We start from the raw sequence: 25,608 nt of genomic DNA, 5'->3' as shown, positions 1-25,608 counted from the left end.
TGATTTCCAACAGATCACAGTACCCGCAATTCACACCGCACCCGCACGCCGCCCCACCCGCGCCGAGTCCACCAGACGCGCGATGAAACTGGCCCGCAGATACCACAGATCCGCCGGCGCGTCCGGATCCAGGCCGGTCAACGACGCGATCCGGTCGAGGCGGCGGCGCACGGCACTCGCCGAGATGCCCAGGATGCGGGCCGCGGATTCGCGCTTGCACTGGGCGGCGAAGAAGGCGTCGACGGTGTCCAGCAACTCCGGTTCGGCCTGCAGCGGGTCCAGCAGCGAGCGCAGCTGCCGGTTCGCCGGGCCCGGCTGCACGAGCTGATACTCGCAGGCCAGCTGCCGGAACCGGTGCAGGCCGGGCCCGCGCCCCAGGCCCAGCGCCAGGTCCAGCAGGCGGTGCGCGCGTTCGGCGGCGTCGGGGATCCGCTCGGGCGTCGCCGCCACGAACGTCGCGGTGACCGGCGCGGCCGCGGCACGGCCGAGCCGGTCGATCAGCTCGGCCAGCCGCGTTTCCGACGAACCGGGCGCCGCATCCTCCGACGGCTCCCCGACCAGCTCCTGCGGCGGCTCCGCGACCAGCACCGTGCCCCCGTCGACGCTCAGCAGCGACAGCACCCCCGGACCGCGCTCCCGGGCCAGTTCGGCCTGCACGCGGCGCAGTTTGCGGCGCGCGACCACGCCGCCGTCGAGCAGCGGATCGTGCTCGTCGGGGTGCGCGCCCAGCGCCATCGCCACCACCAGGTACGTCCGCGCGAGCTCGATTCCGCGGCGGCGCACCAGGACCGAATCGGCACGGCCGGTCAGCAGCGCCGACACCAGCGTCTGGGAGGCGGCCCGCTGGTCACCGGACATCGCCCGCACCTCGGTGGCGTAGCCGCGCGCCACCGAGGTCGACAGCGTGCGCAGCGACTCGATCAGCACCGCGCCGGCCGCGGGCAGCCCCGAGGCCGCGCACGCCCGCTCGGCGCCGCCGACCACCTGATCGGTGACGGCCTCGGCCGCGGCGTGCACCGCGTGCTGGATCACGTCGATCGGCAGGTGCCGGTCGGCCCAGCGGGAGGCGATCGCCGCCAGCCGCTCCGCCGTCCGTTCCGGCACGGCCGTACCGGTCTGGGCCGCGATCACGATGGCCTCCAGGGCGCAGCGCACGACCGTGACCAGATCGCCGCGCACACCCACGTCCGATCGCATCGGCTCGCCCAGAGCCGCGAGATCGAGCCCGTCCACGATCCGCCGGGACAGCACCTGATAATTCGGCGGTATCCGGGACGCATCGGCCGCAATTCCCGGACGCGCCACTCCGTCGGTCACGGTCACGACGAACTCCCCGGCCGAGAAAATTCACCGATAATGACCGAATTATTTTGTGACACTTCCTGTATCGGCCGCTGGATTATCATGACATTTCCCCGTTCGACGACGCGAGGGCACAGTGCACGGCGAATTCACCAAGCAAAAACTCTATCCCGAAGTCCTACAGGGAGAACAGGGCTGAATGCACACTACTGCACCGGACCGTTGTGCAGTTTCGCATCGGCGACCGGTCCGGTGGCACAGCCGCACCCGACGCGCCTCCCGGTCCGGCCCTGTCGGTTCGGCCGCCCGGGTGCGAGCCGTCGGCCGCCACCGCGCCGGCCGGCGGCAGGCCGCGAGCCACGGGCAGGGTGAACAGCTGGAGCGCGATCAGCAGCACGTGACCACTCATCACGACGGATCCTCCGAGAACGGCGAGGGTGGACGCCGCGGCCGGGCGGTCACGGCGTGAGCATCGAACAGTCGCTCCGGTATCCGGCCGCGTCGCCCGGCGCCGCGAGCAGGTCCGCCATCGCCGGACGGTCCTCCAGCGAGACGGTGGTGGTGTGCCGCCGCCAGCTCGCGCCGTCCGGACGGTACTGGGTCAGCCCGATACCGGAGTCGTCGATGCCGAGCCGGTCGAGCAGGGTGGCCACGATCTGGCGGCTCATGACGGCCAGCTCGTGGGTGGGCCGGTTGCGGTGTACCCGGACGCCCAGGTCGACCTGACCGATGGCGCGGGCCCCGTGCCGACGCCAGGCATCGATCAGAATACCGATCTCGACACCGTACCCGGGCGCGAACGGTATGGCGCTCAACAACTCCCGGGTGGCGGCGTACTCCCCGCCCAGCGGCTGCACCACGTCGGCGAGTTCGGGGACCAGCGCGGCCAGCAGCGGGCGCGCGGCCAGCTGGGTGACCCGTCCCCCACCGTCCACGTCGCCGGACGGATCGTTGCCCAGCGGCCGCCGATAGCAGCCCTTCACCAGCCGCACCTCGTCGTCCAGCAGCAGCGGCGCCACCAGCGAGGGCACGAAGCGGGGGCTCGGATCGCGCAGATCGGAATCGATGTAGACGACCAGGTCGCCGGTGGCCACGGCCAGCGACCGCCACAGCACCTCGCCCTTGCCGGGGCGCGGCGGCACTCCCGGCAGCGCCTGCTCGCGGGTGTAGACGGCGGTGGCGCCGGCGGCCCGGGCCCGCGCGATGGTGGCGTCGGTGGAGCCCGAGTCGACCACGATCAGCTCGTCGACCAGCGTGCCCACCAGGCCGCGGATCGAGGCGAGCACGCCGCCGACGGTGTCCTGTTCGTCGAGCGCCGGGACGACGACCGAAATGCCCCGCCCGCCTTTGTATTCCATCAGCTCCGACAGCGAGTATCCGCACCCGAACCAGGTGATGCCGGTGGACTGCGTCATCGAATCTCCTCGTGGGTCAGATGCCCGCGTCGAGCACGGTGGTGGTCAGCCTCGGCCAGAGGGCGGCCCAGGACTCGCGGGGGCCGTCGCAATACCAGACGACGAGGCCGCGATCGATGCCCGGGAAGCCGAGCGGATCGTCGAGCCGGACGGCCGGGCGCACGGCCGAGAACGTCCGGCGCAGCAGCGGTTCGGCGGCCTCGGCGGCGACGTACAGCACGGTGGTGGCGGTCTCCGGCGGCGTCCCGAGGTAGGCGAATCCGCGATTCGGGCTGTACACCGGCGGCAGGTCCGCCGACGGCCGGTCCAGAGCGCCTGCCTGCCAATAGGTCTGGGTCACGAGCACGGCCCGTTCCCGCTGTTCCGGCGGCAGCCCGCGGTGGGCGGTGCGCGCGGCGTCCGCCAGCCGGTCCCAGCCGCTGGTGCCGAATGTCCGCATGCGGGTGGATAATCGGCTCTGCGATTCGGTCGGCTCCCGCAGCGCGGTGTGCGGGCGCGGCAGCGCGAAGACGACGGTGAGGACGATCGCCGCCGACAGCGCGCAGACCACCGGCGCGGCGACCCGCGGCCATCGCGTCTCGCGCTCCAGCACCCACACCGCCCCCGCCGCGAAGACCACCGGGAACAGCGCGGTCAGATAGTAGGGCCGGGTGCCGGTCGCAACCACGAACCCCACCTGGCACAACACGGCGACAGCCAGAAATCCGTACGGGCGCAGCGCGGCGGCTCCGAGACGCTCCGTCGCGGCAGGGGTATCGAAAGGCCCTGTCGCGCCGGTGAATCGCGTCCGCCGCACCGCCGCACCGCCCAGCACCCACAGCCCCGCGAGGGCGAGCAGGCCGCCGAGCAGGCCCACCAGCAGGATCACCTGTAGCGGCAGCCCCGCGACCCCGCCGGTCGCGGCCTGCTGTTCGGCGCGGATCACCCCGCCCATCGCCACCTGGGGCCACCCGTGCCGGGCCTGCCAGAGCACGTCGGGCAGCGCCGCGACGGCCACCAGCAGCAGCCCGGCCCACAGCGCGGGCCGGCGCAGCAGTTCGCGCGGCCCGCAGCACAGCACGCCCAGGCCCAGTCCGGCGAGCAGCACGGGCACCAGCAGCTTCACCTGGACGTCGACGGCGGCCACCGCCGCGGCGGCCGGCAGCAGCCGATCGTCGCGAATCCGGTTCCAGCGCACCAGCAACCAGATCACCGCCGCCGCCAGCGTGGTGTCGAAGGCGAAGGTGGACAGCGTCGCCGCCTGGGTGATCAGGTACGGGCACGTCGCGTAGGCCAGCGCCGCGAGCGTCTGCGCCCCGCGCCGCCCGCCGAACTCCCGGGCCAGCGCCGCGGTCACGATGATCGCGGCCACGGTCGCCAGGATGGCCGGAAGCCGCAGCACGACAAGCGAATCCGGGGCGAGCGCATCGGCCCCGCGAGCCAGCAGCGGCAGCAGCGGCCCCTGGTCGACGTACCCGAACGCCGGGCGGCGGCCGGCCGACAGGAAATACAGTTCGTCGCCGAAGTAGTCGTAGCGCCCGGCACGCACCAGCAGGATCACCGCCGTGACCGCCGCGGTCGCCAGGACCGGCCGAATCGCGAACGGCGGCACGGCCTTCGACGCGGGTTCCGGATCCGCCCGGGCCCGCGGCGGCCCGTCGGCCGCGGGCTCGCCGGCGCGGGACGTCGTGGTCACCGGCGCCTCCGCCCGGCCGGGCGCGCACCTCGGGCGGCGCGGGACGGACCGGTCATGACAGCAGATCGGCGCGCACGCCGTAGTCCCCCTCCGCGGCCACGGCGGTCACGATCGAGGTCAGCGCCTTCACGTACCGGTCGATCGACTCGTGGGCCTGCGGGGTGTCGGGGAACAGCAGGCTCAGCTTGGTCACGTCGTTGAACCGGTTGACCCAGGTGTAGACCTCCCCGGCGGACGCCCGGTTGCCGTAGAGACCGCCGTTGATCTGGTCGAACATATCCGCGCCCGCGATCTTGCGGACGTCGACGTAGGACAGCATCGGCGCCGACCAGCCCGGCCGCGTCCGGATGCCGAGGTCGGGTGTGGCCAGCTCCAGCACCCGGTGCACCGAGACGTCGAGCAGATCCTTGCCGCGCTCGGTCGCCTCCTGAGCGGCGGTGACCAGCGTCGTGAACGTGTCGTCGGGCCGGATCGACACCGTGACCGGGATCAGATTGGTGTACCAGCCGATCGACGCCGCCTCCCCTGGCGTGCCGCGGGTGTTGACCGGCGTGAGCCCGAAATACCGGTCCCGGCCGGTCGATTCGAGTTCGGCGAGCGCGATCGCCGCGAACAGGCCGCCGATGAAACGCCCGCCGTGATCGAGGCAGACCTGCTCGAAGCGCAGGGCGTCCTCCTCGCTCAGCAGCGGCACCGTCACCTGCGAGCCGCGCGTGTATCCGGTGCCGCCACCCAGATCCAGCGGAAAGGCCGGCAGGTCACCGTCGTTGCGCTGAAGTAGCTCGACCCAGCGGCGAACCTGCGGCGAATCCAGGGTCAGCTGCTCGTTGTGGCGGCGTTCCCGAAGGCAGTGGTCGATGTGACCGTCGACGGGCGCCACCGGCACCTGCCCGCCGGACAGTTCGTTGCCGTAGAGCGCCAGCAGGTCCACGCACGACAGCGCCTGCCCGACGCCGTCGGTGTGCAGGTGATCCACCACCGCGTACACCGTGAACGACTGCTCGTGTTCGATGACGCCGAAACTGAAGCAGTCCCAGTCGAACGGGCCCGGCGTCTCGTTCTGCACATGCGCGCGGATCGTGTCGCTGTCGCCGAATTCGCCGTGGCCGGTGGGCACGGCATCGATATCGGCGGGGTCGGCCACGTGCCGCTCCATCCGCCCGTCCGCATCGAGCGCGAACCAGCTGGAGAACGTGTCGTGGCGGCGCAGGAACGCGTTCACCGTGCGGGTCATCGCGTCGTGGTCCGGCGCGCCGGGTATGTCGAACGAGATCATCATCAGCCGCGACGCCCGGAATCCCGTATCGGCATTGCGGTGCGCGGCCCGCAGGTACGCCTCCTGCTGATACGACGGGCCCGCCTCGTGCACCGGCGCCCGCGCCACCGCGGCACGCGACGCCGGCGACGCCGTCCAACTGGTGAGCCTGCCCGCCCCCGGATGCCAATCGTCGAAGAAACCGAAACTGACCACGGACGCCCTCAATTCGTACGGCACACAAGGGAACTCGATAACCGGCGAGGTAACCTGCCTGTAACACCGTTCCGAGTCAACGGCACGCCGCCACCGCGGGCCAACCGGAGGGCGGAAATCTTGTGACCTTCCCCAGCATCCGGCGACCGCCCCGACAGGTGGTCCCAATTCGAGCCGTAAGCCCTTGTCGCGCCGGATTATCCGCGCCTACGGTGGCACCGGACCGGCTGCGGCGCAAGCGCGCAGCGGGAGTGATGGGAGGTATCGGTGAGCCGTCGCGGCCACAGCTTCGCGCAGCGTTCCCGGGCGAAATTCCGGCTGCTGCTCGCCACACTGCTGACCGTCGGGCTGACCCCGCTGTCGGCGGCCGGCGCCGATCCGGCCGTCCCGGCCGACGTGCCCACGCTCGCCGCCGCGGCCCGCCCCGCACCGAACGGCTCGCACCTGGTCGGCGCCGCGAGCGCCGCCGACGGCATGATCGACCTGCAGGTCTACTCCGCGGCCATGGACTCCGTCCTGACGGTGAAAGTGCGCCCCGCGCCGGACAATTCGCGCCCGGCGCCAGCGTTGTACCTGCTCAACGGCGCCAGCGGCGGCTCGGACGCCAGCAACTGGTTCGAGCAGACCGACATCGCCGGCTTCTTCCGCGACAAGCAGGTCAACGTCGTGGTCCCGATGGGCGGCAACGGCAGCTATTTCGCCGACTGGCGCGCCGACGACCCGGTGCTCGGCAAGCAGCGCTGGACCACGTTCCTGACGAGCGAACTGCCGCCGGTCATCGACTCCGCGCTGAACGGCACCGGCGCCAACGCGGTCGCGGGCATCTCGATGGCCGGAACCTCGGTGTTCCAGCTCGCGCTCGCCGCGCCCGGGGTGTACCGGGCCATCGGCTCCTACAGCGGCTGCGTGCAGACCAGCGATCTGCAGGGCCAGGCCTTCGTCGACCTGGTGGTGCTGCGCTGGCGCGGCAATCCGGTGAACCTGTGGGGGCCGCCGAACGATCCGGCGTGGACGGACAACGACGCGTTCCTGCACGCCGAACAGCTGCGCGGCACCGCGATCTACGTCTCCACCGGCACCGGCGTGCCCGGCCCGCTGGACAACCTCGCGGGTCCCGGCATCCAGGGCAATCCGGGCAAGCTGATCGGCCAGCTGGTCAGCGGCGGCGTGCTGGAGGCGATCATCAACGGATGCGCCCGCAGCCTGCAGGCCCGCCTGGGGCAACTGGAGATTCCCGCGACGTTCTCCTTCCGCCCGACCGGCACCCATTCCTGGGGATATTGGCAGGAGGACCTGCACGATTCCTGGCCGCTGATGGAGGAGGCGCTCAACCGCTGACTATGCTGGCCGGGATGACCGACCCCATGGTGACCGTTCCCGCCGACGTGCGCTCGGCGACCACGACCGGCCCCGAGGACGACCCGGCCGAGGCCGGGGTGCCGCGCGCGGCCGTCGAATCGGTGTGGGATTCGGTGCTCGACTGGTACCGGCTGGGCAGCACGCCCGCGATCCAGGTGTGCCTGCGGCGCAACGGGAAGATCCTGCTGAACCGGGCCGTCGGCCACGCCTGGGGCAACGCGCCCACCGACGGGCCGGACGCGGAGAAGATCCCGGTCACCCCCGACATGCCGTTCTGCGGTTTCTCCACCGCCAAGGGCGTCTCGGCGACGCTGATGTCCATGCTGATCGAGCAGGGCGCGTTCGCCCCGGACGACCCGGTCTGCCGGTACATCCCGGAGTTCGCGGCCCACGGCAAGTCCGCCATCACCATCGGCGACGTGCTGTCGCATTCGGCCGGGGTGCCGTTCATCACCCCGCCCTACCGCGGCGCGGAGCTGGTGGTCGACGAGGAGCTGGCGGTGCGGGCGCTGGCCGATCTGAAACCCGGCTGGCCGCGCGGCCGCTTCCGCGTCTATCACGCGATGACCAGCGGCCTGATCCAGCGGCTGCTGGTGCAGCGGGCCACCGGCAAGCGGATGCGTGACCACCTGGCCGAGCAGGTTCTCGAGCCGCTCGGCTTCCGCTGGACCAATTTCGGGGTCCGCCCCGAGGACCTCGACCTGATCGTGCCCAGCGTGCGCACCGGGCCGCCGCCGTCGCGGGTGTGGAAGTTCCTGGCGCACCGGGCGCTCGGCGGCGGGCTGAGCGGGACGGTCTCCGAGGCCGACAACCGGGCCTTTCTCGTCGCGGAGCTGCCCTCGGGCAATCTCGTCAGCACGGCCGCCGAACTGTCGCGGTTCTACGAAATCCTCGCGCGCGGTGGCGAACTCGACGGCGTCCGGATCATCGGGCCCGATGCCCTGCGCCGGGCGGTGTCCCCGGCGCCGTGGCTGCCCGGCGCGGCCGGCCGGATCAGCAGGGCCGGATTCGAACTGGGCGGGCGCCGATCGAAATTCGGCGCGCACACCCGATCCCATTTCGGCCGCAGCGGCCTGACCACCCAGTACGGCTGGGCCGACCCCGAACGGTGCCTGTCCGGGGCGATCCTCACCAGCGGCAAATCGGCGACCGACACCGACCGCCCGGCGCGGCTGTGCGCACAGATCTCGGCCACGGTCGACCGGCTGGCCCCGGCCGAACGGCCCTTCGTCCTCTGAACCGGGATTCTCCGTCGCGACCATTGGGGCCGGTGAGAATTTGTCCGGTGAGCAGGCTGGGACCGGCCACAACTTTTCCCGCCGAGACTGGCCGGACGGGTCGGGATGGGGTTGACTCGAAGACGTTTCAGGGGGCGGCCCCGCCTGCGCACGGCGGGGATGTAGGCGTCAGATCGGAGAGCGACAATGTCCGAGCGGCTGTCGCGGGGCCTGCTCACGGCGGCCACCGTACTCGCTACCGTGTTGAGCGCCAACGGTTTCGCCGTCGGCATTGCCGCGGCCGAGCCCACCGGGGCGCCGCTGACCGCCGCGGACGGCACGCGCATCCAGGACATCCGCCCGGTCACCGATCGCATCCTGGATGTCGGCGTGCACTCCGCCGCGATGAACATCGTCACCCGGATCACCGTGCTGCGGGCCGCCGATCCGGATCGCCCGGCGCCCACGTTCTACCTGCTCAACGGCGCCAACGGCGGATCCGACGGCAACTGGATGGAGACCACCGACCTGGTCCGGTTCTTCCGCGACAAGCAGGTCAACGTCGTGATCCCGTTCGGCGGGGCGGGCAGCTACTTCACCGACTGGAAGGTCGACGACCCGATCCTGGGCCGCCAGCGCTGGGCGACCTTCCTCACCGAGGAGTTACCGCCCGTCATCGACGCCGCCTTCCGCGGCGACGGCGCCAACGCCATCGCGGGCCTGTCCATGGCCGGCACCTCGGTGTTCCAGTTGGCCATCGGCTCGCCCGGCCTGTACCGGGCGATCGGCTCCTACAGCGGCTGCATCCGCACCAGCGACCCGCAGGGACAGGCCATGGTGCAGGCGGTCGTCGGCGGCCAGCGCGGGAACGCCGCGAACATGTGGGGCCCGCCGAGCGATCCGGCGTGGGCGGCCAACGATCCGTATCTGCACGCCGAAAAGCTGCGCGGCACCGACGTCTACGTCTCCACCGGCAGCGGCCTGCCCGGCTCGCACGACACGATCCAGGGCGCCAAGGGCGATCCGCTGCAACTGATGTACCAGCTGTTCTTCGGCGCGCCGCTGGAGGGGATCACCAACGTGTGCACCCATCAGCTGCAGGATCGGCTGCGGCAGCTGAACGTCCCCGCCACCTTCGACTTCCGTCCCGCGGGCACCCATTCGTGGGGCTACTGGCAGGACGACCTGCACAACTCCTGGCCCATGTTCGAGGCGGCGCTCGCCCGGCCGGTCGGCGAGAATCCCGCCGACCGCTGATCCGCACCGTTGGTGCCACCTCACAACGGCGGCCTCCGCGTGCTGTGTGATCACGGAACATCCGAATACAAAGGGAGACCGGCATTCCCGCGTCTGCCACAGTGAAAACGAAAACACCGGGACGCGCCCCCGCACCACTCCCCGTCCGGGGAGTGCGATTCCCGCTGTCCCCGACCGGAGGATCTCAGATGCCGGATAGTGGCCCGCAGTTGCCGGACGGCGACGAGGTCCGGCCATGACCGAGGCCCAATCCCCCACCGCGGTCGCCGCGCCGGGCGGCGAACGCGCGGCCTGGCTGGCCTTCGCCGGCTGCCTGATCTCGGTGTTCATGCAGATGATCGACGTGACGATCGTGAACACCGCGCTGCCCGACATCACCCGCGACCTGCACGCCTCGCAGACCTCGCAGCTGCTGGTGGTGGCCGGCTACTCGCTCGCCTTCGCCTGCACGCTGCTGACCGCGGCCCGCGTCGGGGCGCTCGTCGGCCGCCGCACCATGTTCCTGGTGTCGGCGATCGCCTTCACCGCGGCCTCGGTGTGGTGCGGAATGTCCGGCACCGCAACGGAACTGGTGATCGCCCGGGTGGCGCAGGGCGTCGCCGGGGCGGGGATGGCGGCGCAGACCATCGCGATCCTCACCGCCAGCTTCCCGCGCGAGCGGCATCAGATCGTCTTCGCGCTCTACGGCGCCACCGCCGGATTCGCGGGCATGCTCGGCCCGATCGTCGGCGGCACCCTGATCACGGTGAACCCCGCCGGGCTGGGCTGGCATTCGATCTTCTGGATGAACCTGCCGCTCGGCGTGCTCGCCTTCGCGCTGGCCTACCGGTACCTGCATCTGGGCCGCGACGCCGAGCGGGAACGGCTGGATCTCGCCGGGGTGGTACTGTCCACGATCAGCCTGCTGCTGTTGCTGTCGGCGCTGGCCGATGTGCAGCAGAACGGTTGGCGCGCAGTACATGTCGCGCTGATCGCCGCGGGGCTGGCGCTGGCGGCGGCGTTCGTCGGCCATCAGCGCCGCCGCGAGCGCGCCGGTCGCCCGACGCTGGTGTACCTGGATCTGTTCACCGATCGCCGCTTCGCCGTCGGCTCGGTGCTCATCACGATCTTCTTCGGCCTGTTCACGGCCTTCGTCTTCGCCGCGTCGATCCTGCTGCAGGACGTACTGCACTGGTCGCCACTGCGCACCGGCATCGCGATGACACCGTTCGCGCTCGGCGCGGGTGCGGGCGCGCTGTCGTCGCCGCTGTTCATCCAGCGCTGGGGCGCCCGCGCGCTGTCGGCGGGGATCGTGGTCTACGGCGGCTGCGTGGCCATCGCGGCCGGCTACCTGCACATCACGTCCGGCGACGTGAACCTGCTGCTCGCGGTCGGCCCGGTGTTCGTCGCCGGATTCGGCATCGGCCTGTTCGGCATCCCGCTGCAACCGCTGATGCTGGCCGGGTTGCAGGAGCGCCGGATGGCCGAGGCGTCGGGCACGGTGCCCACCATCGAACAGGTCGGCAACTCGGTCGGGCTGGCCGTGCTGAGCACCGTGTTCTTCCGGTCGCACACCCTCACCGGCAGCATCACCATGCTGCTGGCGATCACCGCGGTCTCCTTCGGCCTCGGCATCCTGGCACTGGCGCTCCCGATGCCTCCGGAACAGCAAGCGGCACAGGAACAACAGCCGTAACGGCTGCCCACGATCCCGGCACACCATCCACCAACCCGACACCCATCCACCAACCCGGCACACCCGTCCGCCAACCCGGCACACCCGTCCGCCAACCCGGCACACCCGTCCGCCAACCCGGCACACCCGTCCGCCAACCCGGCACAACCATCCGCCACCCGGCACAACCATCCGTCATTCCGGCATGCTTTCGGCCGGGATCCCCCCGCCTCGACCTCCCCACGGGCGCAGTGTACTCCGGCCAAGAGCATGCCGGAATCACGGGCAGCACCCGGGTGCGCTCAGCCGGTGATGGAGCCCGCGGTCATCCCGCCGTCGACGACGTACTCCCCGCCGGTGCAGTAGCTCGACTCCTCGCTCGCCAGATAGACCACCAGCGGGGTGACCTCCTCCGGCTCGCCCAGGCGGGTCAGGGTGTTCTCGGCGCGGTCGATGGTCACCGTGCCCGGCAGCGCACCGATCATCGGGGTGGCGATGCCGCCCGGATGGACCGAATTCACCCGCACACCATGCGGCGCCAGTTCCAGCGCGGCCGATTTGGTGAATCCGCGCAGCCCGAACTTCGAGGCGGTGTAGGCGTGCATGCCGGCCACGCCCTGCATACCGGCGGCCGAGGAGATGTTCACCACCGCGGCCGGCCGCGCGGCGATCAACGCGGCGCGGGCAGCGGTCAGTCCGAGGAACGGCCCGGTCAGATTGATCGCCAGGACCCGCTGCCACTGCTGTTCGGTGTAGCTGCCCAGCGAGCCACCGTCGAGCACGCCCGCGTTGTTCACCAGCACGTCGAGCTTTCCGAACAGATCCAGCGTCGCGGCCACGGCGGCCTCCCAGTCACCGGAGCGGGTGACGTCGAGCGGCACGTAGGCGGCGCGCTCGCCGAGTTCGTCGGCGAGCCGCTTGCCCGCGTCCACGGCGACGTCGCCGATCACCACGCTCGCGCCCTCGGCGACGAAGGCGCGGGCGTGCGAGGCGCCCATTCCCGAGGCCGCGCCGCTGATCAGCGCGACACGTCCGGCCAGGCGTCCGGTCATAGGTCCTCCCTGTCGGCCCCGATCGGCCGCGGCGACCGGTCGGGGCGGTAGATGCAGCGGGTGCGGCTGTAGATGGTCGGCATGCACTGGTTGCAGTGGATGCACACCGATCGGGTCTCGGCGTCGGATCGGATGCGGTGCAACAGATCCGGCTCGCGCAGCAGCGCCCGGGCCATCGCGACGAACTCGAAACCCTCCGCCCGGGCCGTGGTCATGGTGTCCAGGTTGGTGATGCCGCCCAGCAGGGCCAGCGGCATCGTGAGCTCGCGGCGGAACTGCCGGGCCCGGTCCAGCAGGTATGCCTCCCGGTACGGGTACTCCTTCAGGAAGACCGGACCCACGACGCGCATGCCCCAGCGTGCCGGTCCGGGAAGGGTTTTCGCGAACTCCCGCCGGGGCGCGTCGCCGTGGAACAGCAGCATCGGATTCAGCAGCGAACTGCCCGCCGTGAGGGTCAGCGCGTCGAGGGCGCCGTCGTCCTCCAGCCGGCACGCCACCTGTAGCGCCTCCGGCACCGTGAGGCCGCCGCGCACGCCGTCCTCCATGTTCAGCTTCGCCGTCACCGCCAGCCGTCCGCCCACGGCTTCGCCTACCGCACAGGCGATTTCGCGCGCCAGGCGCGCCCGGTTCAGTGTCGATCCGCCGTACCGATCGGTGCGCCGGTTCAGCAGCGGGCTCAGGAACGAACTCACCAGATAGTTGTGGCCGAAATGGATTTCCACCGCATCGAATCCGGCCTGCTCGGCCAGCCGCGCGGCCTCGGCGTGCGCGGTGACGAGTGCGCGGATCTCGGCCTCGTCCGGAACGTGCATGGGGCGCATGCCGAGCGGGCTGAACAGCCGGCTCGGCGCGAGCGCGGGCGCGCGGTTGGAGGCGGCGTTGGCCACCGGGCCCGCATGCCCGATCTGCGCGCTCGCCGCCGCCCCCTCGACGTGCACCGCATCGGTCAAGGCACGCAGTCCCGCAACGACTTCCGGGCGCATCCACAGCTGGTGCCGGTCGGTGCGGCCGCCCGGCGCGACGGCGCAGTAGGCCACCGTCGTCATGCCCACCCCGCCCGCGGCGACCTCGCGGTGGAACTCGATCAGGTCGTCGGTCACCTCCGCGCGCGGCGTGCGCCCCTCGAACGTGGCGGCCTTGATCACCCTGTTGCGCAGCGTGATCGGACCCAGTGCGGCCGGGGCGAAGAGGTCGCTCATCGGTCGCCTCCCGCCGGTGCCGTCAGGCCCGCCACCACGAAATCGCGCAGTGCGGCCACCGATTCCGGCGACGGCTGCCGGTCGCGGGCGCCGCCGAAGCGCATGATGATCAGCTCGAACGCCAGCATCCACCGACGGCCGCCCTCGGCGGCCGGCACGCCCGGCAGCAGATCGGTCCAGGCATCCATCCGGAACCACGGCTGCCGCCAATCGCCCGCCCGCCGGCCGGGCACGAACTGGGCCAGCAGCGACAGGTGCAGGCGCCCCACCGGATCGGCCGACAGCTCGACGAACGGCGCGATCACCGCGTCGACCAGCTCCGGCACCGGGGCGCGCCGCTGCGCCAGCGTGGACAGCCGATCCGCCCACAGCGGACCCAGCCGGGCCTCCAGCAGCGCCGACACCAGCGCGTCCTTCGATCCGAAGTGGTAGTGCACGGCGGCCGGATTGGCCTGCGCCGCAGCGCAAATGGCACGCACCGACACATCGTCGTATCGCTCGGTCAGCAGCAGGCGCTCCGCGGCGGTCAGCAGCCGCTCCCGGGTTCCGGTCACCGAGACCTTCTCGCTCATATCCGACAGTCAAGCACAGATTCAAGCAATGTTTCAATCAATGATTGAATCCGGCTATCCGGCGACGCGGTGCGCAGCATTACCTGCCGGGTAATCGCTTCGCGACGCCCTGCCGGGCATGCTCGGACCATGGCATACGACCAGGAATCGCAGGCATACGACCAGGAACGGCACGAAGACCGGGCGCTCACGACGGCCCTGCGCGGTCTCGCCGCCGGCCGCATCCTCCTGGGGGTGGCGTCCCTGGCAGCGCCCCGCCGGTTCGGCCGTCTCCTCGGCGTCGCGCTCACCCCCGAATCCGTCTATCTCACCCGCATCTTCGGCGCGCGGGCGCTGGCACTGGGCCTGGGATATCTGACCGCGTCCGGCGGCGAGCGCCGGCGCTGGCAGCGCCTGGCCCTGATGGTCGACATCATCGACACCACGCACGGCGCCGGACATCTCGCGCGCGGCGACGTTCCCCGCGGCGCGGCGGTGCCGCTGGTCGCCATGACCGGCAGTTACATGCTGGTCGGGGCGGCCCGGTTGGCCCGCGACCTCCGCTGAGTGGTACGAACCGGAAACGTTTGCCGGGCTGCCCGGACGATGCCGCCGGACGCCCTCTACGCTGTCCCCCGCAATCGCGGCGGAACGGCGGTTGACCTGGACAAATGACTGAAATTCCGCCGTGTCGATTCAAGGAGCAAGGAGGAATTTCGTGCGATTCGCCAAGACCGGTGTCGCCGCGCTGGCAGTGGCCGGCGCCGCCCTGGGGTCCGGCGTGGCCCACGCCGACGAGACCATCGAGGTCACCGCCGAACTGCTGGGCTGCTCGGTGCAGAACGATGTCGGCGTGGACGTCCTGGCCAACGTCGAGCCCGGCACGTCGATCACCGTGTCCAACGAACTGGCCGCCGATCTGAAGGCCAAGGGCTGCCTGCCCTGATCCACGCCCGCGTCCTGCCCGTCGCACGCCGCGGCGGGCAGGGCGTGTCGTAACACGGTGGACCACGAGGATTTCCGGGAAACTACCGGGGCTGCGACGGTCCGGCCGGCCCGTGCACCCGCGTCGGGTCGGCGCCCGCCGTGCGGGGGTCCGCACAGTCGGTGATGTCCGATCATGCGAATCGATCAGGGATTCCGGGTGTAGTTCTCACGCAGGAGGTGCTTGCGGAGCTTTCCGGAGTCGTCGCGCGGAAGGCCGTCCACGACCCGAATGGTCGTGGGGTGCTTGAAGTTCGCGAGTTCGCCGCGCAGGCCGCGTCGCACGCCCTCGGCGGTGATCTCCGCGCCCGGCCGGGGAACGATATGCGCCGCAACCGCTTCGCCCAGATCCCCCGGGTCGGGTATGCCGAAGACGGCGACGTCCTCGACGCCGGGCAGGCCCGCGACGGCGTTCTCGATCTCCGCGGGATAGATGTTCACGCCGCCGCGGATGATGATGTCCGAGGAGCGGCCGGTCAGATACAGGTAGCCGTCGGAGTCCAGGTATCCGGTATCGCCGACCGAGCTGAAACCCGGTAGCGGACCGGACTTTTCGTCGGTGTTGAGATATCTGAAGGTGGGCCAGTAGTCCGCGCCGCGCACATACACCCGCCCGATCTGCCCGGGCGGCAGCGAATCTCCCCGCTCGTCGGCCACGACGACCGCCGATCCGTCCGCGGGCCGGCCGACACTCCCGGGATGTGCCAGCCACTCCGATGCCGAGATCCACGTGACGGTGCCGGATTCCGTGCAGCCGTAGAACTCCAGCACGGCGTCGCCGAACCACTCGATGACGGCGCGCTTCACCGCCGGCGGGCACGGTGCCGCGGAATGGATCAGGTGGGTCAGGCTGGAGACGTGGTAGCGGTCGCGCACCCCGGGCGGCAGGGACAGCAGCCGCGACAGCATCGTCGGCACCACCTTCGCCTGGGTGATCCGATAGGTGTGCACGTGCCGCAGGAAGCGCTCGGCGTCGAAGCGCGGCATGATCGTGATGTTGGTGCCCATCCGCAGCCCCAGCACCGCGACGGCATTCGGGCTGGTGTGATACAGCGGTCCGGCCACCAGCATCTGCCCGCCCGGCGCCAGGCCCATCCGCTCGGCCGTGCCGCCCGCGATCGTTATCAGCTGATGCGGTGTCATCCGCTCGCGGACAACGCCTTTCGGGCGGCCCGTGGTCCCGGAGGTGTAGATCAGGCCCATGGAGTCGGCGAGCGCGCCTTCGAGGTGGTCGAGCGGTTCGGGCCGGGCCGCGATCCACTGCTCGAGCGTCGGATACCGCCCGGTGGGCCGCGTGAGCCCGCGGTCGAGCCCGGCCTCGGCGACCAGTTCGCGGGGCATGGCGACCTCCACCAGATCGGCGGCGCCGGCGGTGAATTCGATGGCACGCTCGGCGGTGCCCACGAATTCGGTGTGCGCGATCACCAGCCGGGCGCCGCTGTCGGCGAGCACATGCGCCACCTCCGGCGCGCGCCAGTGCGTGTTCACCGGCACCGGATTGGCCCCGGCCGCCGCCACCGCCAGCGACACCTCCAGAAATTCGATGTCATTGCGCAGCATCACCGCGACCCGCTCGCCCCGCCCGATCCCCGCATCGACCAGCGCCGCCGCCAGCCGCCCGGCCCGCGCGTGCGCCTGCGCCTGCTCCCGAAACCGCCCACCACACCGGATCACCGGCGTATCCCCGCTCGTCACATCCTCCACTTACGCAGTCTGCCACCGAACCGACGAACCACGCCGCCCGTACCCACCCCTACCGAGTGCCGCCACAAGCCCGTTCCGGCTCTGTCCGCCCGGCCTCTCCCGCAGCCCGTTTCTCCGTCACCCAGGGCATTTCCAGTCACGATCCGGTGCACTTCCCACCACCACCCGGCGCATCTGCCCGTCGTCACACCGGCGCACCTGCCCGTCATCCCGGCGTGCTTCGGCCGGGATACCCCCTCCGGTCGCGGTAACGGCAGTGGATGCGGCCGCGGCCGCATCAAGCCGGTGCCGACCCCCGGGAAGCAGCCCGGGTACGCGCGGAGCGGGCCCAGCCGTAGGTCAGCTCCACCGCGCGCTTCCAGTTCTCGTACTCCTGCTCCCGCAGCGCCGGATCCATCCGCGGCACCCACTGTGCCGCGACCCGCCAGTTCCCGTGCAGCCCTTGCAGATCCGGCCAGTATCCGACGGCCAGGCCCGCCGCGTAGGCGGCGCCCAGCGAGACGGTCTCGGCAACGAACGGGCGCATCACCGGGATATCGAGAACATCGGCGACGACCTGCATCAACAGATTGTCGGAGGTCATCCCGCCGTCGACGCGCAGCGCACGGGCCGCCAGCCCGGAGTCGGCGTTCATGGCATCGACCACCTCGCGGGTCTGCCAGGCCGTCGCCTCCAGCACCGCCCGCGCGATATGCCCCTTGGTGACGTAGGAGGTGAGCCCGATCAGCAGCCCGCGGGCGTCGCTGCGCCAATGCGGCGCGTACAGCCCGGAGAAGGCGGGCACCAGATAGCAGCCGCCGTTGTCTTCCACTGTGCGGGCGAGGGTTTCGATCTCCGGCGCGGTGGCGACCAGTCCGATGTTGTCGCGCACCCACTGCACCAGCGAACCGGTCATCGCGATCGGCCCCTCCAGCGCGTACACCGGCTCGTCCGCGATCTGATAGCCGATCGTGGTGAGCAGCCCGTGCTCGGAGCGCACCAGTTCGCTGCCGGTGTTCATCATCAGGAAGGCGCCGGTGCCGTAGGTGCACTTGGTTTCCCCACGGGCGAAACAGGTCTGGCCGAACAGCGCGGCATGCTGATCACCCAGGGCGGCCGCGATCGGGAGCCCCGGAACGACGCTGCGGACGCGGCCGAACGATGCCGTGGACGGCTGGATCCGCGGCAGCATCGCGGCGGGTATGCCGAACAGCCGCAACAACTCCGGATCCCAGGCGCGGGTGGCCAGGTTCATCAGCAGGGTGCGGCTGGCATTGGTGACATCGGTGACGTGCAGCCCGCCGTCGATGCCGCCGGTGAGGTTCCAGATCAGCCAGCTCTCCATCGTCCCGAACAGCACGTCGCCGCGTTCGGCGCGCTCGCGCAGCCCGGGCACGGTGTCGAGCATCCAGCGCAGCCGCGGCGCCGCGAAGTAGGTGGCCGGCGGCAGGCCGCACAGGTCGCGGATCCGCTCGGCGCCCGGCGCGTCGGCGAGTTCGGCCACCAGTTCCTCGGTCCGCACGTCCTGCCACACGATGGCGCGCCCGACCGGCACGCCGGTGCGCCGATCCCACACCACGGTCGTCTCCCGCTGATTCGCGATCCCCACGGCCGCGACCTGCTCGGCGGTCACCCCGGCATCGCGCAACACCTGCGGCAGAATGCGCTCGACATTGCGCCAGATCTCCAGGGCGTCCTGTTCCACCCAGCCCGGCCGCGGATAGTGCTGCCGGTGCGCACGCTGCGCCACTCCCACGAGCCGGGCCCGCTGGTCGAACAGGATGCCGCGGCTCGAGGTGGTGCCCTGGTCGATCGCCAGGACATATCGCTGCGTCATCGTCGACCACCTTCCCGCGAGAGTTGCCCGGCGCCTCCGGCCGACGACCCCGGCACGTCCTCGCCGCGGCCCGCACGGTCGACCGCGGCGCGTGCGCTGTGCGACACCGTGGCGCGTGCGCTGTGCGACACCGTGGCGCTTGCGCTGTGCGACACCGTGGCGCTTGCGCTGTGCGACACCGTGGCGGCCGGAGGCGGACACTCGAGCGTCACTGCTCCCCCAGTTCCCGCGACACCGCGCGCGCCGCATCACGCACGTGCTCGACCACCGGCCGCCGAAACCGCAGCCGGGCATCGCACAACCGATCGACCGGCCCCGTCACACCGATCGCGCCGACGACCAGCCCGCCGTGCGCCCGCAGCGGCGCGGCCACCCCGGCCACGCCGCTGCGGAACTCCTCGACCACACCCGCCCATCCGGCGCGGCGCGCCTCCGCCACGACCCGATCCAGCTCCGCACGGTCGACGACGGTGCGATGGGTCAGCCGCGGGAGCTTCCCGGACAGCACCTGTGCCGCCAGATCCGCATCCGAGGCGAGCAGCACCCGGCCCAGCGCGGTGGCGTGCGGCGGCAGGTCCTCGCCGACCTCCAGCGCCTGCTCGGTGTTGTCGGGGCGGAAGACGTGATGCACCACCACGACACCGTCGCTACCGGCCCGGGCGGCGATCCGCACGGCCGCACCGGTCCGCGCCGCGAGCGCATCGGCCCAGTTGATCGCGCGCGAGCGCAGGTCGTTCGGGTCGAGATAGCCGCCGCCGACCTCCCGCAGCGGCGTGCCCAGCCGGTACTTGCCACCCGGATCCTGCTCGACGAATCCGACGCCCCGCAGGGTGCTCAGAATGCCGTGCGCGGTCGGCTTCGCCAGCCCGAGCGCCGCGGCGACGTCGCCCACCCCCAGCCGGCCGGAGCGGGCGAGCAGTCGCAGCACGGCCGCCGCGCGTTCGATCGACTGAATCGGACCCGGCATGCACGCAACCTTACGGACGGGCCCGCGCGGCCGTCCCCGTGCCGCGCACGCCCGGCACGGCACCCCGGATTCGACGATGTCGAACACCCGCGACGCCCCGGCGCCGTCCTCGAACACGGTATGTGACCTGGGCCATATGATTCCTACGACTGCCGGACAGTAGCGCTCCCGGCGATCATGCTCCACCCCTGCGGTTCGACATTGTCGAATGACCACCGTGTCCGGGCCGCAGGAGCGCCCGTACCGTCACGAACAGGACGGCCGCAGCGGCGGCCGATGGCAGACGGAGGCTCAACGGTGAACTTCGGCTCGATCTTCCTCAGCGAGGCACTCGGCACGGGCGTGCTGGCCCTGCTCGGCGTGGGTGTGGTCGCGAACGTGCTCCTGGCGAAGACCAAGGGATTCGACGGCGGCTGGTTACTGATCAACTTCGGCTGGGGCCTGGGTGTGTTCAGCGGCGTCTACGTCGCCTACAAGACCGGCGGCCACCTCAATCCGGCGGTCACGATCGGAAAACTGTTCAGCGGCGCCGACGAGTACGCGCCCGGCATCGACATCACAGTCGGTACCACGATCGCCTATCTCGCCGGTCAGATCGTCGGTGCCTTTTTCGGCGCGAGCGCCGCCTATCTGACCTACAAGCAGCATTTCGACGCCGAGCCCGATGCCGGGAAGAAACTCGGCGTCTTCGCCACGGTTCCCGAAATCCGTTCCTACACGTGGAATTTCGCGACCGAGGTGGTCGCCACCTTCGTGCTGGTGCTGGTCATCATCGGGATCGGCAACACCCCGACCGGGCTCGGCCCGCTCGCGGCCGCCCTGCTCGTCGTCGGCATCGGCGCCTCTCTCGGCGGCCCCACCGGATACGCCATCAACCCGGCCCGCGACCTGGGCCCTCGGCTGGCGCACGCCGTACTCCCGGTGCACCGGGCGGCACCCGACCGCGTCCCCGCCGGCACCGGCGCCCGATCCGCGGGCGAATACGCCGAAACGACCGTGCCGCAACGCAAGAACAGCGACTGGGCCTACGCTTGGGTGCCCATCCTCGGACCGCTGGTCGGCGGGGCGCTCGCCGGCCTGGTCTCCGCGGCCGTCTTCTGAGCCCCCGAATTCCCCCGTCTCCCCTCCCCCTTCCGGAAAGGAACCCCGCGATGACCCGGTACGTCGGAGCCATCGACCAGGGCACCACCAGCACGCGCTTCATGGTGTTCGACCACGGCGGCAACGAGGTCGCCCGCTGGCAGCTCGAACACGAGCAGATCATGCCGAACGCCGGGTGGGTCGAACACAATCCGGCCGAGATCTGGGAGCGCACCAGCACCGTCATCAAGACCGCGCTGGCGAAGGCGGATCTGACCGCCGAGGATCTGGTCGCGATCGGCGTCACCAACCAGCGCGAGACCACGATCGTGTGGAACCGGCACACCGGGCGCCCCTACTACAACGCCATCGTCTGGCAGGACACCCGCACCGACCGCATCGTCACCGAACTCGACCGCGCCGGTCACTCCGACACCATCCGGAACAAGTCCGGCCTGCTCCCGGCACCGTACTTCGCCGGCGGCAAGCTGAAGTGGATCCTGGACAACGTGCCCGGCGTGCGGGCCGCGGCCGAACGCGGCGACGCGCTGTTCGGCACCGCCGACACCTGGGTGCTGTGGAATCTCACCGGCGGCCCGCGGGGCGGCCACCACGTCACCGACGTCACCAACGCCAGCCGCACCATGCTGATGAACCTCGAGACGCTGGCGTGGGACGACGAGCTGCTGGAGCTGTTCGGGGTGCCGCGCGCGATGCTGCCCGAGATCCGGCCCTCGGTGAATCCGGACCTGTTCGGCACCACGCTGGCCGACGGACCGTTCCAGGCCGAGGTGCCGATCGCGGGCGTCGTCGGCGACCAGCAGGCCGCCACGGTCGGCCAGCTGTGCTTCCGCCCCGGCGAAGCGAAGAACACCTACGGCACCGGAAACTTCCTGCTGCTCAACACCGGTCACGAGATCGTGCGCTCGCAGCACGGCCTGCTCACCACCGTCGCCTACCAGTTCGGCGGCGAGGATCCGGTATACGCGCTGGAGGGCTCGATCGCGGTCACCGGCTCGGCGATCCAGTGGCTGCGCGACCAGCTCGGCATCATTTCCGGTGCGGCACAGAGCGAATCGCTGGCCCGGCAGGTCGACGACAACGGCGGCGTGTACTTCGTCCCGGCGTTCTCCGGCCTGTTCGCGCCCTACTGGCGCTCGGATGCGCGCGGCGTCATCGTCGGGCTGTCCCGCTACAGCAACAACGCGCACCTGGCCCGCGCCGCGCTGGAGGCCATCTGCTACCAGACCCGCGATGTCGTGGAGGCCATGGAGGCCGATTCGGGTGTGACGCTGGACGTCCTGCGCGTCGACGGCGGCGTCACCGCCAACGAGCTGTGCATGCAACTACAGTCCGACTTCCTGGGTGTGCCGGTGTCGCGGCCGGTGGTCGCCGAGACCACCGCGCTGGGCGCCGCCTACGCCGCCGGACTCGCGGTCGGCTTCTGGAAGGACGTCGACGAACTGCAGGAGAACTGGCAGGAATCCAAGCGCTGGACCCCGACCTGGTCCGAGGAGCAGCGCGAACGCGGCTACGCCCGATGGAAGCGGGCGGTCGCCCGCACGCTCGACTGGGTCGACGTCGACGACTGATCCGTAAGGAACGAGAGAGAAATACCGCTGTGACACCACAATTGGATCCGCAGTACCGCGCCGAGGGCCTGAACGCCCTGCGGCGTAACGATATCGACGTGCTGGTCATCGGCGGTGGCGTGGTGGGTGCCGGGGCGGCGCTGGACGCCGCGTCCCGGGGCCTGACCACGGTCCTGGTGGAGGCCCGCGACTGGGCCGCCGGAACCTCCAGCCGCTCCAGCAAACTCATCCACGGCGGCCTGCGCTATCTGGAGCAGCTGGACTTCGCGCTGGTGCGGGAGGCGCTCAAGGAGCGCGGCCTGCTGCTGAACCGGCTCGCGCCGCACCTGGTGCGCCCGGTGTCGTTCCTGTTCCCGCTGCAACGACATTGGGAGCGCCCCTACATCGGCGCGGGCGTCGCGCTCTACGACACCCTGGGCGGGGCCCGCGCGCTGCCCATGCACCGGCACCTGAGCCGTTCGCGCGCACTGGAATCGGCGCCGGCCCTGCGCGCGGACGCCATGACCGGCGCGATCCGCTATTCCGACGCACAGGTCGACGACGCCCGCCACACCATGATGATCGCCCGCACCGCCGCCCGGCACGGCGCCACCGTGCTCACCCGCACGAGGGTGACCGGGCTGCTGCGCGACGGCATCAGCGGTCAGGGCCCGGAGCAGGCGGCCCGCGTCACCACGCAGGGCCCAGAGCTGATGCCCGACAGGCACTGCGGGCGCGTGGTCGGGGCAACGGTCACGGATCAGGAGACCGGCCGCACCTACGACGTGCGGGCGCGCAGCGTGATCAGCGCGACCGGCGTGTGGACCGACGAGATGAATGCACTGACGGGCGTGGACTTCCCGTTCCACGTGCGGATGTCCAAGGGTGTGCACATCATGGTGCCGCGCGAGCGGCTGGACCTGCACACCGGCCTGATCATGAAGACCGAGAAGAGCGTGCTGTTCGTGATCCCCTGGCGCGAGCACTGGATCATCGGCACCACCGACACCGACTGGTCCCTGGACCGCAACCACCCGGTGGCCACCGCCGCCGACGTCCGCTACATCCTCGACCACGTCAATGCGCTACTGCGCGAACCGCTTTCGGAGGACGACATCGTCGGCACCTACGCGGGCCTGCGCCCGCTGCTGTCCGGCGCGTCCGGCGTCACCTCGAAGCTGTCCCGCGAACACGCTGTGGCCGAACCGGTTCCGGGCCTGTTCGTGATCGCCGGCGGCAAGTACACCACCTACCGCGTGATGGCCGCCGACGTGGTGGACGCCGCGGTGACGGGCTTCGGGCAGGCGGTCGCACCGTCGATCACCGAGAGCCTGCCGATCGTCGGCGCGGTCGGCTACCATGAACTGCTCCGCGACCGCGAGGGCGTAGCCCGGCGAGCCGGACTGTCCGCCGAAACGATCTCCCACCTGCTGGAGCGCTACGGATCCCTGACGACGGAGCTCCTCGGAATGATCTACGCCGCACCGGAACTCGGTCTGCCTCTCCCCGGCGCCGCCGACTACCTCGCCGTGGAAGCGGTCTACGCCGTCACCCACGAGGGCGCCCTCCACCTGGACGACATCCTCACCCGCCGCACCCGAATCTCCATCGAATACACCGACCGAGGCCGCACCGCCGCCGAAGCGATAGCCGACCTCGTGGCCCCCTACCTCGGCTGGACCGAGGAAACCAAGACCGCCGAACTCACCCGCTACCACAATCGAGTCCACGCCGAACTCACCGCCAACGAGGCCCCCGACGACGCCACCGCCAACGCCGCCAGGCTGATGGCGGCATCCTGACAACCGGCCCGCCGGGCCCGAAACGCAAGAGGCCGAAGGCGGGCGGCGACCGCGCCTACTTTCATACGGTTCGCGCCCTCCCCAATACTCGTGTAACTACGCACCAAGACGTGCGTGTCCTCGCAGAGCGGTCGCGGCAGCTTCCTCGGCCTCGACACCGCAACCGGTCAACAGTCCGGTCCGTGGCAGACTCGCGCGGTGACAGCTTCCAGGACCGCTCGCCACCGAAGACTCTCGGCCTTGCTGGCTTCCCACAGCGACATCGAGCTCGCTGCGCTCGTGGCCACCGGCCGGGTAACCAACGTGGGTGTGGGCGGCGGGACGGCGGTCATCGACGTCGACGGCGTGCCGGTATTCGCCAAGCGCATCCCGCTGACCGATCGGGAGCTCGCGAACCCGGGTTCCACAGCGAACCTGTTCGACCTGCCGATGTTCTGCCAGTACGGCATCGGCGGTCCCAGCTTCACCGCGTGGCGGGAGCTGGCCGCGAACGGCCTCGTCACCGACGCCGTCCTGGCCGGTGAGACGCAGTCGTTCCCGGTGCTCTACCACTGGCGGGTGCTACCCGGCCGCTCGCCGATCGCGGCCGAACACGCCGACATCGACATGGTGGTCACCGCCCAGGGCGGCTGCCCGGCGGTGCGGGCCCGTCTCGAAGCGCTGGCCGCCGCACCGTGCAGCCTCGTGCTGTTCTGCGAATACATCCCGCACCCGATAGCGGACTGGCTGCGCGAGAACCCGGCCGCCAAGGCCGCCGCAGTCGAGCGGCAGCTTTCAGAGATCGTGACGTTCCTGCGCCAGCGGGACCTGCTGCACATGGACGGGCACTTCGGCAACATGCGCACCGACGGACACCGGATCTATCTCAGCGACTTCGGGCTCGCCACATCGCCACATTTCGACTTGTCGCCCGCTGAGCGCGATTTCGCCGAGCGCCACGCCACTCATGACGCAGGCTACGCCGCCATGCGACTGGTCAACTGGCTGGTGACCGACGTCTGCGGGGTACCGATGCCCGCCGGCCGCGGCCCGGCCGCCCGCAACGAGTACGTGCTCGAATGCGCCGCCGGCCGCGTCCCGGATGACGTTCCGCCGACGGTGGCCGCGATCCTCACCCGGCATGCACCTACCGCCGCGAAGATGAACGCCTTCTACTGGAGACTGTTCGGCGGCGACATCCACGCGGAGTACTCCGGTTTGTGACACAGGTTCACTCGGTATCGACTTCGACTGTGGCACCACGGTTTCGCCTCGCCCTCGAACGGCCGCCATAGCGTCGGCGAGTCGCCGGCTGCGGCGGCGGCTCTCGGCAAGCTCATGCTGAAGTCGGCGTTCCCCCTCCCTGCTCGTCGGCGGTCAGGTCCCACCGGATCAAGCCAATCGCCCTGTTGCTCAACGTCTTTCCCTCGGGCTCGGCGTATTGGAAGGCACCCGCTGCCGAGGAGAGCGGGTCCGACGACCGAGGAGTGTCCGTGCGTTGGGGTTCGATCGGCGGACCGAAGGGCCGGGCATCGGCTCGACCCGGCGACGGG

Annotated in this window: 20 protein-coding genes; 10 read left to right on the top strand and 10 right to left on the bottom strand. The window is 70.8% G+C overall.

The window, feature by feature from the left end; genetic code table 11:
* Positions 1-30: 30 nt before the first annotated feature.
* The 4 genes from D892_RS0125970 to D892_RS0125945 all read right to left on the bottom strand — a co-directional run bounded on the left by D892_RS0125970 (position 31) and on the right by D892_RS0125945 (position 5,863).
* Positions 31-1,323: a CdaR family transcriptional regulator gene (locus tag D892_RS0125970; protein WP_024804034.1), complete on the bottom strand. Its 1,293-nt coding sequence runs from the start codon at positions 1,321-1,323 to the stop codon at positions 31-33.
* Positions 1,324-1,760: 437 nt separating this feature from the next.
* Positions 1,761-2,717, bottom strand: a complete 957-nt coding sequence (locus tag D892_RS0125960) for a glucosyl-3-phosphoglycerate synthase (RefSeq protein ID WP_024804033.1) — start codon at positions 2,715-2,717, stop codon at positions 1,761-1,763.
* Between the two features lie 16 nt (positions 2,718-2,733).
* Complete coding sequence (locus D892_RS0125955) at positions 2,734-4,392, bottom strand: glycosyltransferase family 39 protein (RefSeq protein WP_156959679.1); 1,659 nt, start codon at positions 4,390-4,392, stop codon at positions 2,734-2,736.
* Between the two features lie 52 nt (positions 4,393-4,444).
* Positions 4,445-5,863, bottom strand: coding sequence for a condensation domain-containing protein (locus tag D892_RS0125945; protein ID WP_024804030.1), 1,419 nt, complete (start codon positions 5,861-5,863; stop codon positions 4,445-4,447).
* A 267-nt stretch (positions 5,864-6,130) separates the two neighbouring features.
* On the opposite strand from D892_RS0125945, the gene D892_RS0125940 reads away from it, so the two are divergent.
* From D892_RS0125940 to D892_RS0125925, 4 genes are all read left to right on the top strand, one after another.
* A complete protein-coding gene (locus tag D892_RS0125940; protein WP_232236172.1) occupies positions 6,131-7,201 on the top strand; it encodes an alpha/beta hydrolase family protein in 1,071 nt (356 codons plus the stop codon).
* Positions 7,202-7,215: 14 nt separating this feature from the next.
* Positions 7,216-8,460 carry a serine hydrolase gene (locus tag D892_RS0125935; protein WP_036569872.1) on the top strand — a complete coding sequence of 415 codons (1,245 nt, stop codon included), beginning with the start codon at positions 7,216-7,218 and terminating at the stop codon, positions 8,458-8,460.
* A gap of 186 nt (positions 8,461-8,646) precedes the next feature.
* A complete protein-coding gene (locus tag D892_RS0125930; protein WP_024804027.1) occupies positions 8,647-9,696 on the top strand; it encodes an alpha/beta hydrolase family protein in 1,050 nt (349 codons plus the stop codon).
* Between the two features lie 235 nt (positions 9,697-9,931).
* Complete coding sequence (locus D892_RS0125925) at positions 9,932-11,371, top strand: MFS transporter (protein ID WP_024804026.1); 1,440 nt, start codon at positions 9,932-9,934, stop codon at positions 11,369-11,371.
* 281 nt (positions 11,372-11,652) lie between these two features.
* Here D892_RS0125925 and D892_RS0125920 read toward each other — a convergent pair whose 3' ends face one another.
* The 3 genes from D892_RS0125920 to D892_RS0125910 are packed head-to-tail and all read right to left on the bottom strand — an operon-like array spanning position 11,653 to position 14,173.
* On the bottom strand, positions 11,653-12,402 hold the full coding sequence (locus D892_RS0125920; RefSeq protein ID WP_024804025.1) for an SDR family oxidoreductase: 750 nt from the start codon (positions 12,400-12,402) through the stop codon (positions 11,653-11,655).
* Complete coding sequence (locus tag D892_RS0125915) at positions 12,399-13,601, bottom strand: NADH:flavin oxidoreductase (RefSeq protein ID WP_024804024.1); 1,203 nt, start codon at positions 13,599-13,601, stop codon at positions 12,399-12,401. Before D892_RS0125915 ends, D892_RS0125920 begins: the two co-directional genes overlap by 4 nt.
* Positions 13,598-14,173, bottom strand: a complete 576-nt coding sequence (locus tag D892_RS0125910) for a TetR/AcrR family transcriptional regulator (protein ID WP_024804023.1) — start codon at positions 14,171-14,173, stop codon at positions 13,598-13,600. Before D892_RS0125910 ends, D892_RS0125915 begins: the two co-directional genes overlap by 4 nt.
* A gap of 129 nt (positions 14,174-14,302) precedes the next feature.
* Between D892_RS0125910 and D892_RS0125905 the strand changes: the two genes are divergently transcribed.
* Positions 14,303-14,719, top strand: a complete 417-nt coding sequence (locus D892_RS0125905) for a hypothetical protein (protein WP_024804022.1) — start codon at positions 14,303-14,305, stop codon at positions 14,717-14,719.
* 151 nt (positions 14,720-14,870) lie between these two features.
* A complete protein-coding gene (locus tag D892_RS0125900; RefSeq protein ID WP_024804021.1) occupies positions 14,871-15,098 on the top strand; it encodes a hypothetical protein in 228 nt (75 codons plus the stop codon).
* Positions 15,099-15,283: 185 nt separating this feature from the next.
* Here the strand turns inward: D892_RS0125900 and D892_RS0125895 are convergent, their stop codons facing one another.
* The 3 genes from D892_RS0125895 to D892_RS0125885 form a co-directional block, all read right to left on the bottom strand.
* Positions 15,284-16,840: an AMP-binding protein gene (locus D892_RS0125895; RefSeq protein WP_036567490.1), complete on the bottom strand. Its 1,557-nt coding sequence runs from the start codon at positions 16,838-16,840 to the stop codon at positions 15,284-15,286.
* A gap of 277 nt (positions 16,841-17,117) precedes the next feature.
* Positions 17,118-18,656 (bottom strand): glycerol kinase GlpK, encoded by a 1,539-nt coding sequence (glpK, locus tag D892_RS0125890; protein WP_024804019.1) that lies wholly within the window; start codon positions 18,654-18,656, stop codon positions 17,118-17,120.
* A 208-nt stretch (positions 18,657-18,864) separates the two neighbouring features.
* Positions 18,865-19,623, bottom strand: coding sequence for an IclR family transcriptional regulator (locus D892_RS0125885; RefSeq protein WP_024804018.1), 759 nt, complete (start codon positions 19,621-19,623; stop codon positions 18,865-18,867).
* A 297-nt stretch (positions 19,624-19,920) separates the two neighbouring features.
* Here D892_RS0125885 and D892_RS0125880 point away from each other — a divergent pair, with 297 nt between their 5' ends.
* The 4 genes from D892_RS0125880 (at position 19,921) to D892_RS0125865 (ending at position 25,279) form a co-directional block, all read left to right on the top strand.
* Complete coding sequence (locus D892_RS0125880) at positions 19,921-20,724, top strand: MIP/aquaporin family protein (protein ID WP_024804017.1); 804 nt, start codon at positions 19,921-19,923, stop codon at positions 20,722-20,724.
* A 50-nt stretch (positions 20,725-20,774) separates the two neighbouring features.
* On the top strand, positions 20,775-22,295 hold the full coding sequence (gene glpK / locus D892_RS0125875; protein ID WP_024804016.1) for a glycerol kinase GlpK: 1,521 nt from the start codon (positions 20,775-20,777) through the stop codon (positions 22,293-22,295).
* Positions 22,296-22,324: 29 nt separating this feature from the next.
* A complete protein-coding gene (locus D892_RS0125870; protein WP_024804015.1) occupies positions 22,325-24,076 on the top strand; it encodes a glycerol-3-phosphate dehydrogenase/oxidase in 1,752 nt (583 codons plus the stop codon).
* A 240-nt stretch (positions 24,077-24,316) separates the two neighbouring features.
* On the top strand, positions 24,317-25,279 hold the full coding sequence (locus D892_RS0125865) for a serine/threonine protein phosphatase (RefSeq protein WP_232236171.1): 963 nt from the start codon (positions 24,317-24,319) through the stop codon (positions 25,277-25,279).
* Positions 25,280-25,608: the final 329 nt, after the last annotated feature.

Origin of the sequence: Nocardia sp. BMG51109, from assembly GCF_000526215.1 — a bacterium.
Taxonomy (GTDB): domain Bacteria; phylum Actinomycetota; class Actinomycetes; order Mycobacteriales; family Mycobacteriaceae; genus Nocardia.
Note: the sequence above shows the minus strand (reverse complement) of the source record. Positions and strands in the feature narration are given on the sequence as shown.